This window comes from Hydrogenophaga sp. (assembly GCF_050182545.1).
Taxonomy (GTDB): domain Bacteria; phylum Pseudomonadota; class Gammaproteobacteria; order Burkholderiales; family Burkholderiaceae_C; genus Hydrogenophaga.
In genome coordinates, this window is the sequence record NZ_JBFXCD010000003.1 from 122,217 (window position 1) to 144,964 (window position 22,748).

Annotated in this window: 21 protein-coding genes; 16 read left to right on the forward strand and 5 right to left on the reverse strand. The window is 68.6% G+C overall.

Annotated features, from left to right (window positions below; genetic code table 11):
• Window positions 1-83: 83 nt before the first annotated feature.
• From AB7P10_RS04430 to AB7P10_RS04490, 13 genes are all read left to right on the forward strand, one after another.
• Entirely contained in the window at window positions 84-1,070 is a 987-nt protein-coding gene (locus AB7P10_RS04430) for a histone deacetylase family protein (protein WP_428292638.1), read from the forward strand.
• Window positions 1,067-1,519, forward strand: coding sequence for an acyl-CoA thioesterase (locus AB7P10_RS04435; RefSeq protein ID WP_428292639.1), 453 nt, complete (start codon window positions 1,067-1,069; stop codon window positions 1,517-1,519). The genes AB7P10_RS04430 and AB7P10_RS04435 overlap by 4 nt, the downstream gene beginning before the upstream one ends.
• Entirely contained in the window at window positions 1,516-2,238 is a 723-nt protein-coding gene (locus AB7P10_RS04440) for a nitroreductase (RefSeq protein ID WP_428292640.1), read from the forward strand. Before AB7P10_RS04435 ends, AB7P10_RS04440 begins: the two co-directional genes overlap by 4 nt.
• A 34-nt stretch (window positions 2,239-2,272) precedes the next feature.
• A complete protein-coding gene (locus tag AB7P10_RS04445) occupies window positions 2,273-2,620 on the forward strand; it encodes an FKBP-type peptidyl-prolyl cis-trans isomerase (protein ID WP_428292641.1) in 348 nt (115 codons plus the stop codon).
• Between the two features lie 5 nt (window positions 2,621-2,625).
• The gene (locus AB7P10_RS04450; RefSeq protein WP_428292642.1) at window positions 2,626-3,621 is read left to right on the forward strand and encodes a 2-hydroxyacid dehydrogenase; all 996 of its coding nucleotides are present in this window, start codon (window positions 2,626-2,628) and stop codon (window positions 3,619-3,621) included.
• Complete coding sequence (locus AB7P10_RS04455) at window positions 3,621-4,994, forward strand: DNA recombination protein RmuC (protein WP_428292643.1); 1,374 nt, start codon at window positions 3,621-3,623, stop codon at window positions 4,992-4,994. Before AB7P10_RS04450 ends, AB7P10_RS04455 begins: the two co-directional genes overlap by 1 nt.
• Entirely contained in the window at window positions 4,991-6,172 is a 1,182-nt protein-coding gene (locus tag AB7P10_RS04460; RefSeq protein ID WP_428292644.1) for an MFS transporter, read from the forward strand. Before AB7P10_RS04455 ends, AB7P10_RS04460 begins: the two co-directional genes overlap by 4 nt.
• Before the next feature lie 84 nt (window positions 6,173-6,256).
• Complete coding sequence (locus AB7P10_RS04465; protein WP_428292645.1) at window positions 6,257-9,091, forward strand: monovalent cation/H+ antiporter subunit A; 2,835 nt, start codon at window positions 6,257-6,259, stop codon at window positions 9,089-9,091.
• Window positions 9,088-9,474, forward strand: a complete 387-nt coding sequence (locus tag AB7P10_RS04470) for a Na+/H+ antiporter subunit C (RefSeq protein WP_428292646.1) — start codon at window positions 9,088-9,090, stop codon at window positions 9,472-9,474. Before AB7P10_RS04465 ends, AB7P10_RS04470 begins: the two co-directional genes overlap by 4 nt.
• Window positions 9,467-11,107, forward strand: coding sequence for a monovalent cation/H+ antiporter subunit D (locus AB7P10_RS04475; protein WP_428292647.1), 1,641 nt, complete (start codon window positions 9,467-9,469; stop codon window positions 11,105-11,107). The genes AB7P10_RS04470 and AB7P10_RS04475 overlap by 8 nt, the downstream gene beginning before the upstream one ends.
• Window positions 11,104-11,649, forward strand: a complete 546-nt coding sequence (locus tag AB7P10_RS04480) for a Na+/H+ antiporter subunit E (RefSeq protein WP_428292648.1) — start codon at window positions 11,104-11,106, stop codon at window positions 11,647-11,649. Before AB7P10_RS04475 ends, AB7P10_RS04480 begins: the two co-directional genes overlap by 4 nt.
• Window positions 11,646-11,921: a K+/H+ antiporter subunit F gene (locus AB7P10_RS04485; protein ID WP_428292649.1), complete on the forward strand. Its 276-nt coding sequence runs from the start codon at window positions 11,646-11,648 to the stop codon at window positions 11,919-11,921. Before AB7P10_RS04480 ends, AB7P10_RS04485 begins: the two co-directional genes overlap by 4 nt.
• Window positions 11,922-11,934: 13 nt before the next feature.
• Window positions 11,935-12,276: a Na+/H+ antiporter subunit G gene (locus AB7P10_RS04490; protein ID WP_428292650.1), complete on the forward strand. Its 342-nt coding sequence runs from the start codon at window positions 11,935-11,937 to the stop codon at window positions 12,274-12,276.
• On the opposite strand, the gene AB7P10_RS04495 is transcribed toward AB7P10_RS04490, so the two are convergent.
• The gene (locus AB7P10_RS04495) at window positions 12,191-12,892 is read right to left on the reverse strand and encodes a TetR family transcriptional regulator (RefSeq protein WP_428292651.1); all 702 of its coding nucleotides are present in this window, start codon (window positions 12,890-12,892) and stop codon (window positions 12,191-12,193) included. The two genes, AB7P10_RS04490 and AB7P10_RS04495, sit on opposite strands and share 86 nt — an antisense overlap.
• A gap of 156 nt (window positions 12,893-13,048) precedes the next feature.
• On the opposite strand from AB7P10_RS04495, the gene AB7P10_RS04500 reads away from it, so the two are divergent.
• From AB7P10_RS04500 to AB7P10_RS04510, 3 genes are read left to right on the forward strand one after another with little or no spacing between them, the layout of a single operon-like run.
• On the forward strand, window positions 13,049-14,320 hold the full coding sequence (locus tag AB7P10_RS04500) for an efflux RND transporter periplasmic adaptor subunit (RefSeq protein ID WP_428292652.1): 1,272 nt from the start codon (window positions 13,049-13,051) through the stop codon (window positions 14,318-14,320).
• Window positions 14,321-14,332: 12 nt separating this feature from the next.
• Entirely contained in the window at window positions 14,333-17,497 is a 3,165-nt protein-coding gene (locus tag AB7P10_RS04505) for an efflux RND transporter permease subunit (protein ID WP_428292653.1), read from the forward strand.
• Complete coding sequence (locus AB7P10_RS04510) at window positions 17,490-18,989, forward strand: efflux transporter outer membrane subunit (protein ID WP_428292654.1); 1,500 nt, start codon at window positions 17,490-17,492, stop codon at window positions 18,987-18,989. Before AB7P10_RS04505 ends, AB7P10_RS04510 begins: the two co-directional genes overlap by 8 nt.
• A 27-nt stretch (window positions 18,990-19,016) precedes the next feature.
• Here the strand turns inward: AB7P10_RS04510 and AB7P10_RS04515 are convergent, their stop codons facing one another.
• The 4 genes from AB7P10_RS04515 to earP form a co-directional block, all read right to left on the reverse strand.
• A complete protein-coding gene (locus AB7P10_RS04515; RefSeq protein WP_428292655.1) occupies window positions 19,017-19,886 on the reverse strand; it encodes a TIGR00730 family Rossman fold protein in 870 nt (289 codons plus the stop codon).
• 47 nt (window positions 19,887-19,933) lie between these two features.
• Window positions 19,934-20,812: an AEC family transporter gene (locus AB7P10_RS04520; RefSeq protein WP_428292656.1), complete on the reverse strand. Its 879-nt coding sequence runs from the start codon at window positions 20,810-20,812 to the stop codon at window positions 19,934-19,936.
• A gap of 67 nt (window positions 20,813-20,879) precedes the next feature.
• Window positions 20,880-21,434: an elongation factor P gene (gene efp / locus AB7P10_RS04525; protein WP_428292657.1), complete on the reverse strand. Its 555-nt coding sequence runs from the start codon at window positions 21,432-21,434 to the stop codon at window positions 20,880-20,882.
• 151 nt (window positions 21,435-21,585) lie between these two features.
• The gene (earP, locus tag AB7P10_RS04530) at window positions 21,586-22,683 is read right to left on the reverse strand and encodes an elongation factor P maturation arginine rhamnosyltransferase EarP (protein WP_428292658.1); all 1,098 of its coding nucleotides are present in this window, start codon (window positions 22,681-22,683) and stop codon (window positions 21,586-21,588) included.
• Window positions 22,684-22,748: the final 65 nt, after the last annotated feature.

Sequence of the window (22,748 nt, forward strand, 5' to 3'; positions counted from 1 at the left end):
TAAAAGTCGTGCGCGCCCCCACGGATTCGCGATCCGGACACAATGGTCCGCTATCTCGCCAGGCCCTCTGTGGGCATCGCCTCGTGCACGCCTACTACGCCGACCACTTCGTCCTGCCCCTGCCCAGCGGCCACCGCTTTCCCATGGGCAAGTACGCCCGCCTGAGGGAGCGGTTGCGGGCGGAATTGCCGCAAGTGCAGCTGCGCGAGGCCCTGCCGGCCAGCCACGGTGAGCTGGCGCTGGTGCACACCCCGGACTACATCCAGGCCGTGGCCCAGGGCAGCCTGAGCGCCGCGGCGCAGCGCGAGATCGGGTTCCCCTGGAGCCCGGCCATGGCGGAACGGGCACGGCGTTCGGTGGGGGCTACCTTGCTGGCCTGTCGCGGCGCCCTGGCGGGCGAGGGGGTGTCCGCCAATCTGGCCGGGGGCACCCACCACGCCTATGCGGGCAAGGGCAGCGGCTTCTGCGTGTTCAACGACCTTGCGGTGGCCGCGCGCCTGATGCAGGCCGAACACGCGCGCACACGGCGTGCCCATGGCCCGTTGCGCGTGGCGATCATCGACCTCGATGTGCACCAGGGCAACGGCACGGCCCACATCTTCGCGCAGGACGACACCGTGTTCACCCTGTCGCTGCACGGGGCGAAAAACTTCCCCTTTCGCAAGGAGCCGAGCGACATCGATGTGGAGCTGCCCGATGGCTGCGGCGATGCGCAATACCTTGAAGCCCTGGAGCGCGCGCTGGAAGCCCTTGAACAGCGTTTCGAGCCGGGGCTCGTGCTCTATCTGGCGGGTGCCGACCCGCATGAAGGCGACCGGCTTGGCCGCCTCAAGCTCAGCTTCGACGGCCTCGAAGCGCGCGACCGCCGCGTGATGGACTGGGCCTGGCGCCGGCGCATTCCGCTGGCCTTCACCATGGGCGGCGGCTATGGCCACGACCTTGAGACCACCGTGCAGGTGCAGGTCAACACCTATGGCGTGGCACTGCAGTACCGCGAGCGCTGGCGTTCGCTGTTCCCTGCGCTGGCGACAGGCGCGGGCACGGGCCACTGGCACAATGCCGCCGCATGAACAACGCCAGCAGCCCGGCCGCGCGCCCGCAGCCCTTGCCCCGCAGCGCCTACCGCGTGTTCCGCCCCATCGGCACGCGCTGGAGCGACAACGACGTGTATGGTCATGTGAACAACGTGGTCTATTACAGCTGGTTTGACACAGCGGTCAACGCGCACCTGATCGAACAGGGCGCACTCGACATTCACACAGGTGCGGTGATCGGCCTGGTGATCGAGACGCAATGCAACTATTTCGCGCCCCTGGCCTTCCCGCAGACCGTGTGGGCAGGCTTGCGGGTGGCGCACATGGGCAGCTCCAGCGTGCGTTACGAGGTGGGGCTGTTCGCCGACGGTGAAGACCGGGCGGCGGCCTGCGGCCACTTCGTGCACGTGTACGTCGACCGTGAGACACGCCGGCCGGTTGCGCTGCCCGAGCCACTCAGATTGACCCTGGAGACCTTGCGATGAGTCACAACCCCACCGCCCGTGTCATCGACGCTGCCAGCGTTGACGCCGCGATCACCAGCCGCATGTCGGTGCGCGCCTTTCTGCCGGACCCGGTGCCGCGCGCCACGATCGAGCACCTGCTGGAACTGGCCAGCCGGGCGCCCTCGGGCACCAACACCCAGCCCTGGAAGGCGTACGTGCTGCAAGGCGCGAGCCGTGACGGACTTGTTCAGAAAGTGTGCGCCGCGCACGATGCGCTGCGCGCCGATCCGTCGCTGGCGGCCGAGTACCGCGAAGAGTACGACTACTACCCGGAAAAATGGGTCAGTCCCTACATCGACCGCCGGCGCGAGAACGGCTGGAGCCTGTACGGCCTGCTGGGCATCACCAAGGGCGACAAGGACAAGATGCATGCGCAGCACCAGCGCAACTTCCGCCTGTTCGATGCGCCCGTGGGCCTGATGTTCACGCTTGACCGCGTCATGGGCCGCGGCTCGCTGGTGGACTACGGCATGTTCCTGCAGACCATCATGGTGGCCGCGCGCGCCCACGGCCTGCACACCTGCCCCCAGGCGGCCTGGAACGGCTTCGCGAAGATCATCCTTCCGCACATTGGTGCGGGCGACAACGAAATGCTGGTGTGCGGCATGGCGCTGGGCTATGCGGACCCGGACGCGCTGGTCAACGGTTTTCACACGCCGCGCGAACCGGTCGGGTCGTTCACGACCTGGCTGGAATAATTGCGGATTTCATTCATCACACCAAGGACACACCATGATCACCACCCCCAGCGGCCTGCAGTATGAAGACACCGTGGTCGGCAACGGCGACGTGGCACAGGCCGGACGTCCGGTGCAAGTGCACTACACCGGCTGGCTCTACAACGACGGCGTGCAGGGCGCCAAGTTCGATTCCAGCAAGGACCGCGGCCAGCCGTTCGAATTCCCGCTCGGCGCGGGCCACGTCATCAAGGGTTGGGACGAGGGTGTGCAGGGCATGGCCGTGGGTGGCACGCGCCGCCTTGTCATACCGGCCGCGTTGGGCTACGGCGCCCGTGGTGCCGGCGGCGTGATTCCGCCCAACGCCACGCTGCTGTTCGAAGTCGACCTGCTGGCGGTCTGAGCGCCATGGCCCGACCCGCCATCCTCGTCTCGCGCAAGATTTTCCCCGACGTGGTGGAGCACCTGCGTCGGCATTTCGATGTCGACCACAACGACAGCGACGGGGTGCTCGCGCCTGCGCAGCTCATCGAGCGGCTTCAAGGCAAGACCGGGGTGCTCACCACCGGCAGCGAACGCATCGACGGCGCCATCGTCTCGGCCTGTCCGCAGTTGCGCATCGTGGCCAACATCGCCGTGGGCTACAACAACTTCGACCTGCCCGCACTGAGCGCGGCCGGCGTGCTCGCCACCAACACGCCCGACGTGCTCACAGAGACCACGGCCGATTTCGGTTTCGCGCTGTTCATGGCCACCGCGCGCCGCCTCACCGAAAGCGAGCATTTCCTGCGCGCGGGACAGTGGAACCGCTGGGCGCTCGACATGTTCGCCGGCGCCGAGGTGCACGGCAGCACGCTGGGCATCCTGGGCATGGGCCGCATCGGCCAGGCGATTGCGCGCCGCGGCGCGCACGGCTTCGGCATGAAGGTGATCTACCACAATCGTTCGCGGCTGGACGCGGCCACCGAGGCCGAGTGCAAGGCCGCTTACGTGGACAAGGCCACGCTGCTGCGCGAGGCCGATCACCTCATCCTGGTGCTGCCCTACAGCAAGGAAAGTCACCATGCCATCGGTGCGGCCGAGATCGCGCAGATGAAGCCAACCGCCACGCTGGTGAACATCGCGCGCGGCGGCATCGTGGACGACGCGGCGCTGGCCATCGCCCTGAAGGAACGCCGCATTGCCGCCGCCGGGCTGGACGTGTTCGAGGGCGAGCCCAAGGTGCACGCCGACCTGCTCACCGTGCCCAACGTCGTGCTCACGCCCCACATTGCCAGCGCCACCATCCAGACGCGCCGAGCCATGGCCATGCTCGCGGCGGACAACGTGATCGACTACCTCACCACCGGCCAGCCGCGCACGCCGCTCAACGCCGGGATCATCGGGAAGAACGCGCGCGCCTGATGAACACCTGGTTGCTCCTTGCCCTGCTGCTGCTCGCCGCTGCCGGTGTGCTGCTGCAGATCCTGTTGCTGCGGCGCCGGCCTGTGCCCGATGCCGACGAGCTGGCGCACCGCCAGGCGGTGATGGCGCAGATGCAGCAGATCGCGCTGCGCGTGGAGCACGTCGAAGGCGAATTGCGCCGTGAAGTGGGTGACAACGCGCGCGCCGCGCGCCAGGAGCAACAACAGAGCCTGAGCCGCTTTCAGGAGTCGATCACCGCGCAAGCGGCCGAGACCACGCGCACGCAGAATGCGCAGCTCGACGCCTTCGCGCAACAACTCGTGCAGTTGCGCGGCACCCTCGGCGACACGCTCACGCGCCAGTTGCAGGACATGGGGGAGGGCAATGCGCGCCGCCTGGCCGAGATCCGCACCACGCTGGACGCGCAGTTGCAGCAGCTGCAGCAGGGCAACGCCGCCAAGCTCGACGAGATGCGCGCCACGGTGGACGAAAAGCTGCAGAGCACGCTGCAGGCCCGCCTGGGCGAGAGCTTCAAGCAGGTGGCCGACCGGCTGGAACAGGTGCACAAGGGCCTGGGCGAGATGCAGACGCTGGCGCAGGGCGTGGGCGACCTCAAGCACCTGCTGACCAACGTCAAGACGCGCGGCATGTTCGGCGAGGCGCAGCTCGCGGCCCTGCTGGAACAGGTGTTCGCGCCCGACCAGTACGCGGTGCAGGTGATGACCAAGCCGGGCAGCCGCTTCACGGTTGATTTCGCCATCAAGCTGCCGGGCCGGGGTGACGACGGCGCGCCTTGCTGGCTGCCGATCGACGCCAAGTTCCCGAACGAGGACTATGAGCGCCTGCTTGATGCGCAGCAGCGCGCCGATGTCGATGGTGCCGAGGCCGCGGGCAGGGCGCTGGAGCAGCGTATCCGCCTGGAAGCGAAGTCCATGGCCGACAAGTACCTCGAGCCGCCGCACACCACCGATTTCGCCATCCTCTTCCTGCCCACCGAAGGCCTCTATGCCGAGGTGCTGCGCCGCCCCGGATTGATGGAGGTGTTGCAGCGCGAGCACCGCGTGACGCTGGCGGGACCGACCACGCTCATGGCCATGCTCAACTCGCTGCAAATGGGTTTTCGCACCCTCGCACTGGAAAAGCGCTCCAGCGAGGTCTGGCAGGTGCTGGGGGCGGTCAAGACCGAGTTCGGCAAGTTCGGTGACGTGCTCGCGCGCGTGAAGAGCCAGACCCAGACCGTGCTCAACACGCTCGACAGCGCCGAGACGCGCAGCCGCGCCATGGGGCGCGCGCTCAAGGCAGTGGAAGCCCTGCCGCAGGACCAGGCCAGCGCGCTGCTGCCGCTGGACCCCGCCGACAACGGAGACGCTTGAACCCCGCGCTGCGCCTGGACCTCGCCCGCCTGATCGCGGCGCAGATCAGTCTGCATGCCTGCATGACCGGCTTTCGCATGGCGGCCCCGCTGATGGCATTGCGCGAGGGCCACAGCCCGGCGGCCGTGGGCATGCTGCTGGCCCTGTTCGCGCTGGCGCCCGTGTTCATGGCATTGCCTGCCGGGCGCTATGCTGACCGGCGCGGCCTGAAGAAACCGGTGGCGCTCGCGGTCGGCACCGCCACGGCGGGTGCGGTGCTGGCCGTGGCCTTTCCCGTCTTTGGCGTGCTGTGCCTCACCGCATTCACCTGCGGCGCGGCCACCGGGCTCGCCATGATCGCGCTGCAACGCCACGTGGGACGCCTGGCGCACGGGCCGACGGAACTCAAGCAGGTGTTCAGCTGGATGGCCGTGGGCCCGTCCATTTCCAACTTCCTCGGTCCCTTCGCCGCAGGTGTGATGATCGACAGCTTCGGCTTTCGCGCCGCTTTCCTGCTGCTGGCGGTGTTGCCTTCCATGGCCTGGTTCTGGGTGCGCCGCGCGGTCGAGCACGAGCCGGTGGCCCCGGCGCTGCGCCAGTCCAGCGGATCGTCCTGGAACCTGTTGCGCGACAAGCCGTTTCGCCGGCTGATGATGATCAACTGGATGCTCTCCTCCTGCTGGGACGTGCACACCTTCCTGGTGCCGGTCCTGGGTCATGAGCGCGGGCTGAGCGCCACGGTCATCGGCTCCATCCTCGGTGCTTTCGCGCTGGCCGCCACGGCCATTCGCCTGCTCATGCCGTGGCTGGCGGCGCGCCTGCGCGAGTCGGTAGTGATCGGCGCCGCCATGTGCGCGACCGCGCTGCTGTTCGCGATCTATCCCCTGGTGCACGCGGCCTGGGCCATGGGCGCGCTGTCGGTGCTGCTGGGGTTCGCGCTGGGTTCGGTCCAGCCCATGATCATGAGCACCCTGCACCAGATGACGCCACCGCACCGGCATGGCGAGGCCCTGGGCCTGCGCGCCATGGCCATCAACGGATCGAGCGTGGTGATGCCGCTGCTGTTCGGCTCCGTGGGCGCGGTCATCGGCGTGGGCGCGGTGTTCTGGCTGGTGGGCGCGGTCGTGGGCCTGGGCTCGCCCCTGACGCGCAAGCTGGGCGATACCACCCCCGCCGCGCCTGTTCGCACGCGCTTCTAGGCGCAGTGGCGTGCGCGCTGGCGCGGGTGTCAGCGGAATGCAGGCGGGCTGCCATTAGTATCGGGGGCCATTCGAAAGTCCGCCGTGCTGTTGATCATCGTTCTACTCCCCCTGCTGCTGGGGACCCTGACCACCTGGTGGCTGGGGACCCGCTCCCGCGGCCTGGCCGCGCTCGCCGCCGGTCTGGTCACCATGGCCAGCCTGGCCGTGCTGGTGTCTCACGCGCCCGCGGTCATGGCGGGCGATGTGGTCATGAACCGCTGGCCCTGGGTGCCCGAGATCGGGCTGGACCTGGTGTTCAGGCTCGACGGCCTGTCGCTGATGTTCGCCGGCCTGATCCTGTTCATCGGCCTGCTCATCGTCATCTACGCGCACTGGTACCTGAGCGCGAAAGACTCGGTGGCCAAGTTCTATGCCGAGATGATGCTGTTCATGGCGGCCATGCTCGGCATCGTGCTGTCGGACAACCTGCTGCTGCTGATCGTGTTCTGGGAGCTCACCAGCCTGTCGTCGTTCCTGCTGGTGGGCTACTGGAGCCACCGGCCCGATGCACGCGCCGGCGCGCGCCAAGCGCTGGCCGTCACCGGCGGCGGCGGTCTGGCCATGCTCGGCGGGTTCGTGCTCCTGGGGCAGATCGCGGGGACGTACGAGATCAGCGCCATGCTCGGGCAGGTGGCGCGCATCCAGGCCGACCCCCTGTTCCTGCCGGCACTGCTGCTGATCCTGCTGGGCTGCTTCACCAAGAGCGCGCAGTTCCCGTTCCACTTCTGGTTGCCCGACGCCATGGCCGCGCCCACGCCGGTGTCGGCTTACCTGCACTCGGCCACCATGGTGAAGGCGGGCGTGTTCCTGCTGATGCGCCTCTACCCCATCCTCGCGGGCTCGGGCTGGTTCGAGGGCATTGTGGTGACCGCCGGCCTGGTGACGATGGTGTTCGCGGCCTTCGTGGCGATCTTCAAGCACGACCTCAAGGGCCTGCTGGCGTATTCCACCGTGAGCCACCTCGGCCTGATCACCTTCCTGGTGGGCCTGGGCTCGCCGCTGGCCGCCGTGGCCGCGGTGTTCCATGTGCTCAACCACGCCACCTTCAAGGCGTCGCTGTTCATGATCGCGGGCATCGTTGACCACGAGACCCATTCGCGTGACATGCGCCAGCTCGGCGGTCTGTACCGCTTCATGCCCTGGACGGCCACGCTGTCCATGGTGGCCGCAGCGTCCATGGCGGGCGTGCCGCTGACCAATGGCTTCCTGTCCAAGGAGATGTTCCTCACCGAGGCGGTGGTGGGCACCTCGGGCCTGTGGGCGTGGCTGGTGCCGGTGCTGGTGACGCTGGGCAGCATCTTCAGTGCGGCGTATGCCTTGCGCCTGGTGCACGACACCTGGTTCAACGGCCCGGTGGGTGACGTGCCCAACCCGCATCCGCACGAGCCGCCGCTGGGCATGAAGCTGCCTTCGATGCTGCTGGTGGCGATGTGCATCGTGGTCGGGCTGCTGCCCGCGCTCACCTTCGGTCCGCTGGTGCATGTCGCGGCCGGCGCGCTGGCCGGCAAGGCGCTGCCCGAGTACCACCTCGCGATCTGGCACGGTTTCAACCTGCCGCTGTTGATGAGCGCGGTCGCCCTGGTGGGTGGCGCGGCGATGTACCTGTGGCTCGCGCGCGGCAAGTGGCTGCACCGCATCAGCTCGGAGGCGTGGTTCGGCCGGGCCACCGGTCGGCAGATGTTCGAAGGTTCGATCGACAGGCTGTTCGGATTCGCCGGCCGGCTGTCGGTGTTGCTGGAGAACGGTGCCCTGCAGCGCTACGTGGCCTGGCTGCTGGGCGCGGCCATCGTGTTCGGCGCCGGCCCCTTGCTGGGCAGTGGCATCGGCGTGGGCGCGCGCGAACTGCTGCCGGCCTCGCCGCTGGCGATCGCGATCTGGTTGCTGCTGCTGGCGACCTGCATCGCGCTGGCCTTCAGCCACCACCAGCGTTTCCAGGCCGTGGTGCTGGTGGGCCTGGTGGGGCTGGTCACCGCGCTGGCCTTCGTGAGCCTGTCCGCGCCCGATCTGGCCCTCACCCAGCTGTCGGTCGAGGTGGTGTCGACCGTGCTGCTGCTCATGGGGCTGGCCCTGCTGCCCCAGCACTCACCGCGCGAGAGCAGCCCCGCGCGCCGCACCGGCCACGCCGCGCTCGCGCTGGCCGGTGGCGGCGCCATCGCCTGGGTCGCCTGGGTGCTGCTCACGCGCGACCACGATTCCATCAGCTGGTACTTCCTGGAGAAGTCCATGCCCGTGGGCGGCGGCAGCAACGTGGTCAACGTGATCCTGGTCGACTTCCGCGGCTACGACACCTTTGGTGAGATCACCGTGCTCGGCATCGCGGCCGTGGGCGTGCTGGCCCTGATGGACGGCTTGCGCACGCGGCGCGCCACGACCGACCCGCAAGGCCGCACCTGGACCTTTGCCCAGCAGCCGCTGCTGCTGCGCGTCGCCGCGTCGGTCGTGCTGCCGCTGGCGCTGGTGTTCACGGTCTACATCTTCATGCGCGGCCACAACATGCCGGGTGGGGGCTTCATCGCCGGCCTGATCACCGCAGTGGCCCTGGTGCTGCAGTTCATGTCGATGGGGCAGGGGCGGGCCGAGGCGCTGCTGCGCGCGCAGGCCGGGCGCCGTTTTGTGCGCTGGGTCGGCGCTGGCCTGGGCATCGCCGGCCTGACGGGCGTGGGCGCGTTCTTCTGGGGCCGCCCGTTTCTCACCAGCGCACACGGACACCCGCATGTGCCGGTGCTGGGTGATCTGCCCCTGGCCTCGGCCGCGCTGTTCGATCTGGGGGTCTACCTCACCGTGGTCGGCGCGACCCTGCTGACCATTTCGGTGCTGGGCACCGTCTCGCGCGAGGTTGACCCCGCGCCCTCCTCTTCGTCCAGGAGCCTCACATGAGCATGGAATTCCTGCTGGCCACCGGCATCGGCATCGTGACCGCCTGCGCCATCTACCTCATGCTGCGCGGCCGCACCTTCCCGGTGGTGCTCGGCCTGTCGTTGTTCGGCTATGCCGTCAACGTGTTCATCTTCGTGATGGGCCGGCTGTGGACCAATGCGCAGCCCATCCTGGCGGGCAACACCACGGTGGCCGACCCGCTGCCGCAGGCGCTGGTGCTCACCGCCATCGTGATCGGTTTCGCCACCACGGGCTTCGTCATCGAGCTGGCGCTGCGCAGCAACCACGAAAGCGGGAGCGACCACGTAGACGGGCACGAACCCCGGGCGGTGCAGGGCCGCAGGCCCGCCGCGCCTCAGGCGGGAGGTGCCACCGATGTTTGACGCCATCGCCTCGTTCTGGCAACTGCACGCGCCCGTGCTGTCGGTGTTGCTGCCGGCGTTCACCGCCGTGGGCATGTTGTTGCTGGGAGATCCCTCGGGCCTGGCGGAGCAGGGCGGTGGCCATGGCAGCGCGCGTGTGCGCTGGCGCCGCAACCTGGCCATGGCCTCGGTCCTGCTGGGGCTGTTCATGGCGGTGCAACTGGTGCAGCGCGCGGCCGGGGGCGAGCTGCTCGTCTACCAGCTCGGCGAGTGGCCCGCGCCCTTCGGCATCGTGCTGGTGCTGGATCGGCTCTCGGCCCTGATGGTCCTGCTGACCTACGCGGTGGCCGTGCCCGCGCTCTGGTACGCCACCGGCGGCTGGGACATGCGCGGTCGCCATTTCCACGCCCTGTTCCAGTTCCAGCTCATGGGGCTGTGCGGTGCCTTCCTCACCGGTGACCTGTTCAACCTGTTCGTGTTCTTCGAGGTGTTGCTGATCGCATCCTATGCGTTGCTGCTGCACGGCCAGGGGCGCGAGCGCTTCCGCATGGGTGTGCACTACGTGGTGCTCAACCTCACCGCCTCCGGCCTGTTCCTCATCGGTCTGGCGATGGTGTACGCCGTCACCGGCACGCTCAACATGGCCGATGTGGCGCTGCGCCTGGGCGGGCTCACGGGCGACGCGGCGCTGATCGCGCGCGCGGCCGCCCTGGTGCTGCTCGCCGTGTTCGGCCTCAAGGCCGCGCTGGTGCCGCTGTACTTCTGGCTGCCCGCGACCTATGCGGCCGCGAGCGCGCCGGTGGCCGCGCTCTTCGCCATCATGACCAAGGTCGGCGTGTACAGCATCATCCGCGTGCACTGGGTGGTGTTCGGCCCGCAGGCGGGCGAGGCCGCGCTGGCTGCGCAGGGCTGGCTGCTGCCGCTGGCGCTCACCACCAGTGTGCTGGGCGTGCTGGGCGCGCTTGCCGCGCACAGCATGGGCCGCATGGTCGCCTACCTCACGGTGTCCTCGGTCGGCACCATCCTGGCCGGTGTGGGCCTGTTCACGCCGGCCACGCTGTCGGCGGCGCTGTACTACACGCTGCACAGCACGGTGGTGATCGCCGGCCTGTTCCTGCTGGTCGAGCTGATGGCGTCGCAGCGCGGCGAGGCGCTGGACCGGTTGCGCCCCGCGGTGGCCGTGCGCGAACCGGTGCTGCTGGGCCTGATGATGATCTTTGGCGCCGCCTCCGTGGCTGGCCTGCCACCGCTGCCCGGCTTCCTGGGCAAGCTCATGGTGCTCGAGAGCGCCTCGGGCCTGCCCGCCCAGGCCTGGGTCTGGTCGGTGGTGCTCGTGGTCGGTTTTCTCTCCATCGTGGGGCTGGCGCGTGCCGGGGTCATCGTGTTCTGGCACGTCGAGACGCACGAGGCCGTGGGCGCCGCCTCCGGCTCCAGCGTGAAGCTGCTCTCGGCGGTCTGGGCCTTCATGCTGGTCACGGTGGCGATGGCCGTGCTGGCCTCGCCCGTGAAGCGCTACACCGATGCCGCCGCGGCCCAGCTGGCCGATCAGGCCGCGTACGTGCGCGCCGTGCTGGGCCCGGACGCCGCGAGCCAGCCCACCACCCGGCCGTACGACGGTGCGGTGCCGGCACCCACCCCGAAGGAGCATCCATGACCACGGAACCGCAAACCGATGCCGTTGCACACAAGGACGGATGGTTCAGCCACCCGGTGCTCTCGCTGCTGCTGGCGGCGAGCTGGCTGGCGCTCTCGCACAGCCTGGCGCCCGTGCACCTGCTCTCGGCGCTGCTGATCGGCCTGATCGTGCCGCGGCTGCTGCGACCGTTTCTCGCGCCGGTCAGCCGCATTCACTGGGCGCCGGTGCTGCGCCTGATGGTGGTGGTGTTGCGCGACATCGTGATGTCCAACATCGCAGTGGCCAGGCTGGTGCTCGGACCGATGAGCCGGCCCCGGCCGGCCTGGCTGCCGGTGCCACTGGCCTGCGATCACGCGCGGGTAAACGCGCTGTTCGCCTCCATCATCACGACCACGCCGGGCACGGTGTCGTGCGTGATCGACGAGCAGCGCCACCTGATTCTGGTGCATGCGCTCGACTGCGACGACGCGCAAACCATGATCGACGACATGAAGGCGCGTTACGAAGCCCCGCTGTTGGCCATCTTCGGCCAGACACCCGTGGAAAGGAACCCGTCATGAACGTCCTCGACCTGGCCTTGAACATCGGCACGGTGGCGGTCGCGCTGGCCACGCTGCTGTGCGGCTGGCGCCTACTGCGCGGCCCCGAAGTCACCGACCGCCTGCTCGCGATCGACACGCTGTACCTGAACACCGTGGCCCTGATCGTGCTGCTGGGCATGCGCTGGCAAACCGGCCTGCTGTTCGAGGCCGCGCTGCTGGTGGCCATGCTGGGCTTTGCCTCCACCGTGGCGCTGGCGCGCTACCTCAGCCGCGGCGACGTGGTGGAATAAAGGAGCTCTTCCCATGCATCCCGTTGTCGAATGGCTGGCCGCTGCCCTGATCGTGATCGCGGCCTTCTTCATGCTGGTGGGCGCGATCGGTCTGCTGCGCCTGCCGGACTTCTACATGCGACTGCACGCGCCGACCAAAGCATCCACGCTGGGCGTGGGCGGTGTGCTCATCGCTTCCATGCTGGTGGCGGCAACGCAAGGCCGCGCGGGGGTGGCCGAGTTGCTGATCACACTGTTCGTGTTCGTCACCGCGCCGGTGTCGGCCAACCTCATGGCCCAGGCGGCCTTGCACCTGCAACTGCCCTCGCGCGCGCCGGTGCCGCCCGGCGCGGTGCCCGAGCGGCGGGAAGGGTGAAGCCCAGGCCGGACAGGTAGGCGTCCACGGTGTGGCGCCCGCTGCTCATGAGGTCGAAGGCCTCGGGGTCGAGCAGCCAATTCTGGATCAGGCCGTCGATGATCACGTGCAGGCCGAGGGCCGCCGTGGCCACCGGCATGGCCAGCGCGATGTTCTCGCGCCGCACGGCCTCGCGCAGCGCTTCTTCGGTCATGGCCATGCACTCGTTGCGCACCTGCAGGTGTCGCTCACGAACGGCCTGCATTTCGCTGACGTACTCCACCTTGTGCGTGGCCACCTCGAACACGCGCCGTGTCTGTTCGTCGGTGGCGGTCTGCCGCAGCGCACTCATCATCGATTCGCGCAGCGACAGCAGGGGGTTGACGGTGGTGCTGGCCGTGCGCGCCGTGCCCGCCAGCGTGGCTTCCATCGGCAGCGTGACGCGTTCCATCATGGCGTTGAACAGATCGGCCTTGTCCTTGAAGTGCCAGTAGATGGCGCCGCGCGTGGTGCCGGCCTCGACCGCGATGTCGTTGAGTGAGGTGCGCGAAACGCCGTGCGCCTGGAACAGATGCTCGGCGGCATCCAGCAGGCTGTTGCGCGTTGCCAGCGCATCGGCTTTGGTGCGTCGAACCATGATGTATGTCTCCAGAATGAACGGCCCCGAGGCCTTGCAGGACTATACATACATTCTTGTATGTATGTATACTTTGCCGCTTTGCGACAGCGGGCCGGCCAGGCGCCATCGGCGAGCGCGCGCCCCATACCCCCCCCTTCATATCCGAGGTCTCCCATGCCTGCCTTGAGCCCCGTCAAGTCCGCGTCCGAGCGGCGCGCCCGCCTTGTCTCGTTGTCAGCGTGCCGCGTGGCGCGCGGCGTGTCTGTCCTTGCTCTGGCCGCGGTGCTGGCCGCCTGCGGCAAGTCCGCACCTCCAGCAGGCGGTGCGCAAGGTGGCGGGATGCCCGCGCCCGAGGTCGGCGTGATCACGGTCACGCCGGGCGACGTGGGCCTGCTCACCGAATTGCCAGGCCGTCTGGAAGCCTCTCGTGTGGCGCAGGTGCGAGCGCGCGCCGCCGGCATCCTGCAGGAACGGCTGTTCCGCGAGGGCAGCGACGTCAAGGCCGGTCAGGCGCTGTTTCGTATCGATGCCGCACCCTACGCGGCCGCGCTGCAGAGCGCGCAAGCCAGCCTGGCGCGCTCGCAGGCCAACCTGTCGCAGGCCGCGGCACTGGCCGAGCGTTACGCGCCGCTGGTGAAGGAAAACGCCATCAGCCAGCAGGAGTACGCCAGCGCCGTCGCGGCGCAGAAGCAGGCCGAGGCCGATGTGGCCGCCGGCAAGGCAGCGGTGCAGACCGCGACCATCAACCTCGGTTACGCGCGGGTGAACGCGCCGATTTCCGGCCGCATCGGCCGAGCGCTGGTGACCGAGGGCGCGCTGGTGGGGCAGGGCGAGGCGACACCGCTGGCGGTGATCCAGCAGATCAACCCGATGTACGTGAACTTCACGCAGTCCGCGAGCGAGGTTTACAAGTTGCGCAAGGCCATGGAGAGCGGCCAGCTCAAGGGCGCCGGTGCGCAGGCCGCGCGTGTGCAGGTGGTGATGGAGGACGGCAGCGTGTACGAACAGCCCGGGCGGCTGTTGTTCACCGACCTCTCCGTCGACGCCGCCACGGGCCAGGTCACCTTGCGCGCCGAAGTGCCCAACCCCAAGGGCACGCTGTTGCCGGGCCTGTACGTGCGCGTGCGCCTGGAGCAGGCCACGGCGGGCAATGCCATCACGCTGCCCCAGCAGGCGGTGACGCGCTCGGCCCAGGGCGACAAGGTCTCGGTGGTGGGCGCGGATGGCAAGGTGGCCTCGCGCACGGTGAAGGTGGGCGGCGAGCAGGGCGGTCGCTGGGTCATCGTCGACGGGCTGAAAGCCGGCGAGCAGGTGATGGTCGACGGCTTCCAGAAACTGCAGATGATGCCGCCGGGCACGCCGGTGAAGGCCGTGCCCTGGCAGCCGCCCGGCAGCGCCCCGGCGGCCCCCGCGACGCCGGCACCGGCGCCCGAGGCTGCGAAGTAAGGAGCGCCCGACATGGCGAAATTCTTCATCGAGCGACCCATCTTCGCGTGGGTGATCGCGCTCTTCATCATGGTGATGGGCGCGGTGTCCATCACGCAGTTGCCGATCGCGCAGTACCCGCCGGTGGCGCCGCCGTCCATCGTCATCAATGCCACCTACCCGGGCGCGTCGGCCGCCACGCTCGAAGACAGCGTGCTATCGGTCATCGAGCAGGAGATGAACGGCTCGCCCGGCCTGATCTACATGGAGTCGGTGGCGCAGGCCAACGGCACCGGCAGCATCACGCTGAGCTTCGAGACCGGCACCAACGCCGACCTGGCGCAAGTGGACGTGCAGAACCGGCTCTCGCGCGCCTCGCCCCGCCTGCCCTCGGCGGTGACGCAGCAAGGCGTGCGGGTGGACAAGTCGCGCAGCAACTTCCTGCTGTTCACCATGCTCTCAAGCGACGACCCGGCGTGGAATCCTGTCGCGCTGGGCGACTACGCCTCGCGCAGCGTGGTGCCAGAGCTGCAGCGCGTGCCCGGCGTGGGTCAGGCCCAGCTGTTCGGTACCGAACGCGCCATGCGCGTCTGGATCGACCCGGCCAGGCTGCTCGGCTTCAACCTGAGCGCGGCCGACGTGACCGCCGCGATCCGCGCGCAGAACGCGCAGGTCTCGGCCGGTGAAATCGGTGCCCTGCCCAACGTGGGTGGCCAGACCATCGCGGCCACCGTGGTGGTCAACGGCCAGCTCGGCAGTGTCGAGCAGTTCGGCAACATCGTGCTGCGCGCGACCGCCGACGGCGCCACCGTGCGCCTCAAGGACGTGGCGCGCATCGAGCTGGGCGCGCAGGCCTACGCCACGTCGGCGCGGCTCAACGGCCAGCCCGCGGTCGGCATTGGCGTGCAACTCTCGCCGAGTGGCAACGCACTGGCCACGGCCGACGCCGTGCGCGCCAAGATGACGCAGCTCGAGGCCTTCTTCCCGGCCGGCATGTCCTGGTCCATTCCCTACGACAGTTCGCGCTTCGTGAAGATCTCCATCCAGCAGGTGGCCGAGACGCTGGGCGAAGCCATGCTGCTGGTGTTCCTGGTGATGTTCCTGTTCCTGCAGAACTTCCGCTACACCGTCATTCCGACCATCGTGGTGCCCGTGGCGCTGCTGGGCACCTTCGCCGTGCTGCTGGCCATGGGCTTTTCCATCAACGTGCTGACCATGTTCGGCATGGTGCTGGTGATCGGCATCGTGGTGGACGACGCCATCGTGGTGGTGGAGAACGTCGAACGCATCATGAGCGAGGAGGGCCTGCCGCCGCTGCAGGCCACGCGCAAGGCGATGACGCAGATCTCCGGCGCCATCATCGGCGTGACGGTGGTGCTGATCTCGGTGTTCGTCCCGCTGGCCTTCTTTGCCGGCAGCGTGGGCAACATCTACCGCCAGTTCGCGGCGGTCATGGGCGTGTCGATCGCCTTCTCCGCCTTCATGGCGCTGTCCCTCACGCCGGCCCTGTGCGCCACGCTGCTCAAGCCGGTCGAGGCGGGACACCACCACGAAAAGAAAGGCTTCTTCGGCTGGTTCAACCGCGGCTTCTCGCGCACCGCGAAGCGCTACGAAGGTGGCGTGGCGGCGCTGCTGCCGCGTGCGGGGCGCACGTTGATCGTCTACCTGGCCATCGTCGCGGCAGCCGTGGTCGTCTACATGCGCCTGCCCACGTCCTTCCTGCCAGGTGAGGACCAGGGCACCATGCTGGTCAACGTGCAACTGCCGCCGGGCGCGACACAGGCGCGCACGCTGGAGGTGATCAAGCGGGTCGAGGACTACATCCTCAAGCAGCCCGAGGTGCAGAGCATGGTCGGCGTGCTGGGATTCAGCTTCTCGGGGCAGGGCCAGAACGCGGCGCTGGCCTTTGTGACGCTCAAGGACTGGGACCAGCGCACCGCGCCGGGCAGCTCGGCCGAGGCGGTGGCGGGCCGCGCCTTTGGCGCGCTCTCCGGCATTCGAGACGCGTTCATCTATCCGCTGAGCCCGCCACCGATTCCCGAGCTGGGGGCTTCCTCGGGTTTCAGTTTCCGCCTGCAGGACCGTGCCGGCCTGGGCCGCGAGGCCCTGCTCAGCGCGCGCAACCAGCTGCTGGGCATGGCGTCGCAAAGCAAGGTGATCACCCAGGTGCGGCCCGACGGGCTGGAGGACGCGCCCCAGCTGCAGATCGACATCGACCGCGACAAGGCCAATGCCCTGGGGGTCGGCTTTGACGCGATCAACGCCGCCATCGGCACCGCACTCGGGTCCAGCTATGTGAACGACTTCCCCAATGCCGGGCGCCTGCAGCGCGTGGTGGTGCAGGCCGATGCGCCGGCGCGCATGCAGCCGGACGATCTGCTGCGCCTGAACGTGTTGAACAACAAGGCGCAGGCGGTGCCGCTGTCCGCCTTTGCCAGCACGCGCTGGATCACCGGCCCGATGCAGACCGTGCGCTACAACGGCTACCCCTCGATGCGCATCAGCGGCAGCGCCGCCCCTGGCTCCAGTACGGGTGCGGCGATCGCCGAGATGGAGCGTCTGGCGGCCCAGCTGCCGCAAGGCATCGGCTACGAGTGGACCGGCCAGACGCGTGAGGAAAAGCTGGCCGGTTCGCAGGCCATCATCCTCTACGCCTTCGCCATCCTGGCGGTGTTCCTGTGCCTGGCCGCGCTCTACGAGAGCTGGACGATTCCGCTGTCGGTCATCCTGGTGGTGCCGCTGGGTGTGCTGGGCGTGCTGCTGGCGACGCTGTTGCGCAACTACTCGAACGACGTGTACTTCCAGGTCGGGCTGATCACCATCATCGGCCTGTCGGCGAAGAACGCCATCCTGATCATCGAGTTCGCCAAGGACCTGCAGGCCCAGGGCAAGAGCGTGATCGAGGCCGCGCTGGCGGCGGCGCATATCCGGTTCCGTCCCATCATCATGACCTCGATGGCGTTCTCGCTGGGCGTGCTGCCGCTGGCGCTGGCCTCGGGCGCCGGCTCGGCGAGCCAGCGCGCCATCGGTACCGGCGTGATCGGCGGCATGCTCACCGGCACTGTGCTTGCAGTGGTGTTCGTGCCGATCTTTTTCGTCGTGGTGCGCACGCTGTTCAAGGGAAGCGATCGACAGCACCAGCGCGACGCGGCGCAGGCCGCTGCCCACCATGGTCCCGGAGTCAACGTCGATGTCTGAACAAACTCACCCCCGCGCCGCTTTCGGCGTCACCCCCTCCAGGGGGCGCATCGCGCGGTCTGGCGAAGCCAGTTCCGCCGATGCACTGGCATTTGCACCTCGGCGCTCGTCGCAGCTTGCGCTGAGCGCGTTGGCCGCGGCCGCCTTGTCGGCTTGCTCGTTTATTCCCACCTACGAGCGTCCCACGGCGCCGGTAGAGGCGCAGTACCCCGCGCTCGCGCCTGCCGCGGCGGCGGGTGTGCCGTCGGGGGCCGACATCGCGTGGCGCAGGTTCGTGGGCGACGCGCGGCTGCGCGACCTGATTGCGCTGGCGCTGGCCAACAACCGGGACCTGCGCGTGGCCACGCTCAACATCGAGCAGGTGCGCGCGCAGTACCAGATCCGCCGCGCCGACCAGTTCCCTACCGTCAACCTCGCGGCCACGGGCAACCGGCAGCCCGATGGCAACGGAGGCATCGCCAGCACCTACAGCTTCGGCGTGGCCCTGAGCAGCTGGGAGATCGACTTCTTCGGCCGCCTGAGCAGCCTGAAGGAAGCGGCGCTGGCCCAGTACCTGGCGAGCGAGGAGGCGCGGCGCGCCGCGCAGACCAGCCTGGTGGCGGCCGTGGCCAGCAGCTGGCTGAGCCTGCAGGCCAACGACGAGTTGCTGGCGTTGACCGAGCGCACCCTGGCCACGCGCGAGGACTCGCTGCGCCTGAGCAAGCTGCGCTTCGACAACGGCGCCACCTCCGCGCTGGACCTGCGCCAGGCCGAGTCGCTCACGGCCGCCGCGCGCGCGGCGCAGGCCCAGCAGCGGCGCCTGCGCGCGCTGGACCTGAACGCGCTCACGCTGCTGGTGGGCCAGGCGCCGCCAGCGGCCTTGCTGCCGCTGGTCGCTGATCCCGCCGCCGGAAAGCAGTTGCGTGATGTGCCCGCAGGCCTGCCCTCGGATCTGCTCACGCGCCGCGCCGACATCCGCCAGGCCGAACAGCAACTCATCGCCGCCAACGCCAACATCGGCGCGGCACGCGCCGCCTTCTTCCCGCGCATTTCGCTCACGGCAAGCGCGGGCACCGCCAGCAGCAGCCTCTCGGGCCTGTTCAGGGACGGTTCGTGGGGTTTCACGCTCGCGCCGCAGGCCCTGCTGCCGATCTTCGACGCCGGGCGCAACCGCGCCAACCTCGATGCCTCCGAAGCCGCGCGCGACATCGCGGTGGCGCAGTACGAGAAGGCGATCCAGACAGCATTCCGCGAAGTGGCCGATGCACTGGCGGGCAGCGCGACGCTGGGCGATCAGCTCGCGGCCCAGCAACAGCAAGAAGCCGCCGAAGCCGAGCGTTTTCGCCTGGCAGAGCTGCGCTACCGCAATGGTGTGGCCAGCTTCCTGGATGTGCTGGACGCACAGCGTTCGCTGTTCTCGACGCAGCAGGCACTGGCGCAGACACGCCTGGCGCAGCAGCAGAACCAGGTGGCGTTGTACAAGGCGCTGGGCGGCGGCTGGAAGGAGGAGTAATCCCCCTGCGCCGCTGCGCGGCGGGGGTCATCCCTTCAGGTCATAGAACTTCAGGATGTGTTCCCACGCAGTCTGCGCATCGTCCACATACTGGAACAGCTCGAGGTCCTCGGGTGAGATCGTGCCTTCCTCGACCAGCACATCGAGGTTGACCAGGCGCTTCCAGTAGTCGGAGCCGAACAGCAGGATCGGTACCGGCTTGGACTTCTTGCATTGCACCAGCGTGATCACCTCGAACAACTCGTCGAGCGTTCCGAAGCCACCCGGAAACGCCAGCAGTGCCTTCGCGCGCATCATGAAGTGCATCTTGCGCAGCGCGAAGTAGTGGAACTTGAAGCTCAGCTCGGGTGAGACGTAGGGATTGGCCGCCTGCTCGTGTGGCAGCGCGATGTTCAGCCCCACGTTGGGCGCGCCCTCGTCGTGCGCGCCGCGGCTGGCCGCTTCCATGATGCCGGGGCCGCCGCCGGTGCAGATGAAGAGCTGTTCCGCCTTGTCGCAGCGTGCGCTGTAGCGCGCCACGGTGCGGGCGAATTCGCGGGCGTGGTCGTAGTAGTGCGCGTTGCGCACGAGGGCCCGCGCGCGGGCGATCTCGCGCGCGTCACCGCTGCGCTCGGCGCGCACCAACTGCTCCTGTGCCTCGCTGGCCTCGCGAAAGCGCGCGCTGCCGAAGACGACGATGGTGTTCTCGATACCGGCGTCGCGCTGCGCCAGATCGGGCTTGAGCATCTCAAGCTGCAGGCGAATGCCGCGCGTTTCGCGTCGCAGGAGGAACTCCGGGTCGGCAAAGGCCAGTCGGTAGGCGTCGGCCTGCAGGGGCAAGCCTTCGTTGGCTTGCGTCTGCAGCTCGGCCCATGCGTCGGCCAGGCGGCGTTCTTTCAGGTTCTGTGCGGCTCCCATGGGTTGGACTCCTTGTGTGGTCGGTGAACGGAAACGGGGCGCGTGCCTCAAAGGGCGAGCGCCAGGGCCAATGGCACGAAGACCACCGCCAGGGCATTGCCCAGCATGATCATGGCGCCTACCTTGTCAGGCTCCTGGTGGTAGCGCTCGGCCAGCATGAACTGCATGACGGCTGGTGGCAAGGCGGCAAACAGCAGCAATTGCCCGCGCGCCTCGCCCTCCAGTCCCAGCGCCCAGGCCAGCGGGATGCCGACGGCCAGACCCATGAGTGGGCGGGCAAGCGCGCCGACCATGCCCAGCGCCAGACCCGAGCGCGTCAGTGCCGTCAGGCGCACGCCCAGCGCGAACAGCATCATGGGCAGCAGCGCGTCGCCCAGCAGCTTCATGCCCGAGAGCAGCACCTCGGGTGGTCGCAGATCGGTCAGGGCGCTGAAGAAGCCGAGCGCGGTGCCGATCATCAGCGGACTGGTGAGCAGGTCCCGCGTGCGCGCCAGTCGGCTGGTGATGCGCGAGCCCAGCGAGAAGTGCAGCAGGTTGCTGACCGAGAACAGCGCGACCGCCGCGCCGAAATGCGCCGGGCCGAAGGCCAGCAGCGCCAGCGGCAGGCCCATGTTGCCGCAGTTGTTGAACATCACCACCGGCACCAGCGTGCGCGGTTGCGCGCCCAACGCCCTTGCCAGTGGCCAGGCGAGCAGGCCGGTGCCGAGGATCAGCACGGCACCGCCCGCCAGCAGCGTGACGTGCTCGGCGATGACGAAGTTCTTCGAGGCCAGGGCCGAGTACACCAGCAGGGGCGCGAGCACGTCGAGCGCGATGCGGTTGAACACGGTCATGTCCAGCGCGCGGCCACGTGCGTAGCCGTAGCCGATGGCCACGATCAGGAACACCGGGATGATGACTTCGGCGATGCGGGCGATCAGTTCCATGGGCGGCGCGCGGAAAAGAGAAAGGCTCCTGCGGGAGCCTTTTCAAGGAGGAGCAGGGCCTGCGGCCTCAGACGCGACGGCGGTATTCGCCGGTGCGGGTGTCGATCTCGATCTTGTCGTCCTGTGCCACGAACAGCGGCACGGCCACTTCGAAACCGGTGGCGATCTTGGCCGGCTTGAGCACCTTGCCGGAGGTGTCGCCCTTGACGGCGGGCTCGGTCCAGGTGATCACGCGCTCGACGCTGGTGGGCAGTTCGACCGAAATGGCCTTGCCTTCGTAGAACACCACCTCCACGGTCATGCCGTCTTCGAGGTAGTTCAGGGCGTCGCCCATGTTCTCGGCTTCCACTTCGTACTGGTTGTACTCGGCGTCCATGCAGACGTACATGGGATCGGCGAAGTAGGAGTAGGTGCACTCCTTCTTGTCCAGGATGATCTGCTCCATCTTGTCGTCGGCCTTGCAGACGACTTCGGTGGCCATGTTGTTGAGCAGGGCCTTGAGCTTGAGGCGCACGGTGGCGGCACCACGGCCACCACGGCTGTATTCGGTCTTCAGGACGATCATCGGGTCCTTGCCGTGCATGATGACGTTGCCGGCGCGGAGTTCTTGAGCGATTTTCATAGGGGTTCCAACGGTTGGGCCGCTTGCTCCCGGCGTGCGCTGGACACCCGGGGGCTGAGCTGATGGCTGCGATCTGTGCGGCGAGGCAGAAGGCTGGCGGACGGTGTTGCACGGGGCGGTGCCGGGGCCGTATTCCGCAAAGCCTTGAATTTTATCGCTTTTCCCGCACGAAGCCAGTGAGCTGGCTGCACAGGTCGGCCTGCGCGAGCAGGTGCCGCCGCGCGGCCTGCGCGCAGTCCCGCCATTCCGAGAGGGTGGCGGCATCGGGCCACACGGCAGTGCCGGTGCCGATGCCGTTCCAGGCCAGGTGGAAGGCGCGCAGCGAAGCCGGCGCCTGCAACCCGTCCAGGAAAGCGTGGAGCTTGGCGTGGTGGGCGTCGTCGTGCTGCGGATAGATGTGCCAGACGAAGGGCTGACCAGCCCACAGGGCGCGCGCCAGCGAGTCCTCGCCGCGCACGAAGTTGAGGTCGCAGGCCCAGAGCAATTTGTCGTAGTCCGGCTGGGGCAACAGGGGTAGGGCCTGGAGCGCGCAGCCCGGGCCGGGCGGGCCGTCGTGCTGCACCGCAGCCTGAACCGCCTGCCAGGCGCGTCCCGGGGTGATGAGCCAGTCGCTCGCTTCGGCGGACGCGCCCGCCTGTCGCAGCACGCCGGGCAGGGCGCCAGATTGGTAGCAGAACAGGCTCACGCGCCGCGCCGTCTTGCGCAGAGGCAGGCCCAGGCCGCGCAGCCAGCCCGGTGCGTCGAACGTCGCCTGCCGGGTGAGCAGGTCCGCCTCGCGCAACAGGCCACCGGTGCGTTCGGTGAAGCCAGGGTAGAAGAACCATTTGGTGAGGCCGCGCGCCGGCCCGCTCATGACCGGGGAGGGCAGGCGGTGCGAGCGTTCCACGTACGGCTCGGCGCTGAGGTATTCGAGGTTGATCCACACGGGCGCCGGGGCGCCCGCCGAGACCCGGGCAGCCAGGGCGCTGACACATTCGGCGGGGGGCTCGCAGCCGAAGGCCTCGATCCACACGTCCGCCGGGGGCTGGCCGTCCAGGAGACCGGTGGGCAACGGCGTGGTCCAGTGCAGCACCTCGACGCCGGGAACCCGCCCCTCCTGCGCGCCGGGCGCCATCCAGGCCAGGGCCCGCGGGTCGTCGAGCCACAGCCGCACCTGTTCGCCGCGCCGTGCGAGGTCTGCGGACAGACGCCAGCACACCCCCACGTCGCCGAAGTTGTCGATCACCCGGCAGAAAATGTCCCATCGCATGGCCGCCATTGTCGGTGCAAGCCCACTGGCGGTAGGGGGGTGCGATGCCGCGCACAATACCGGCC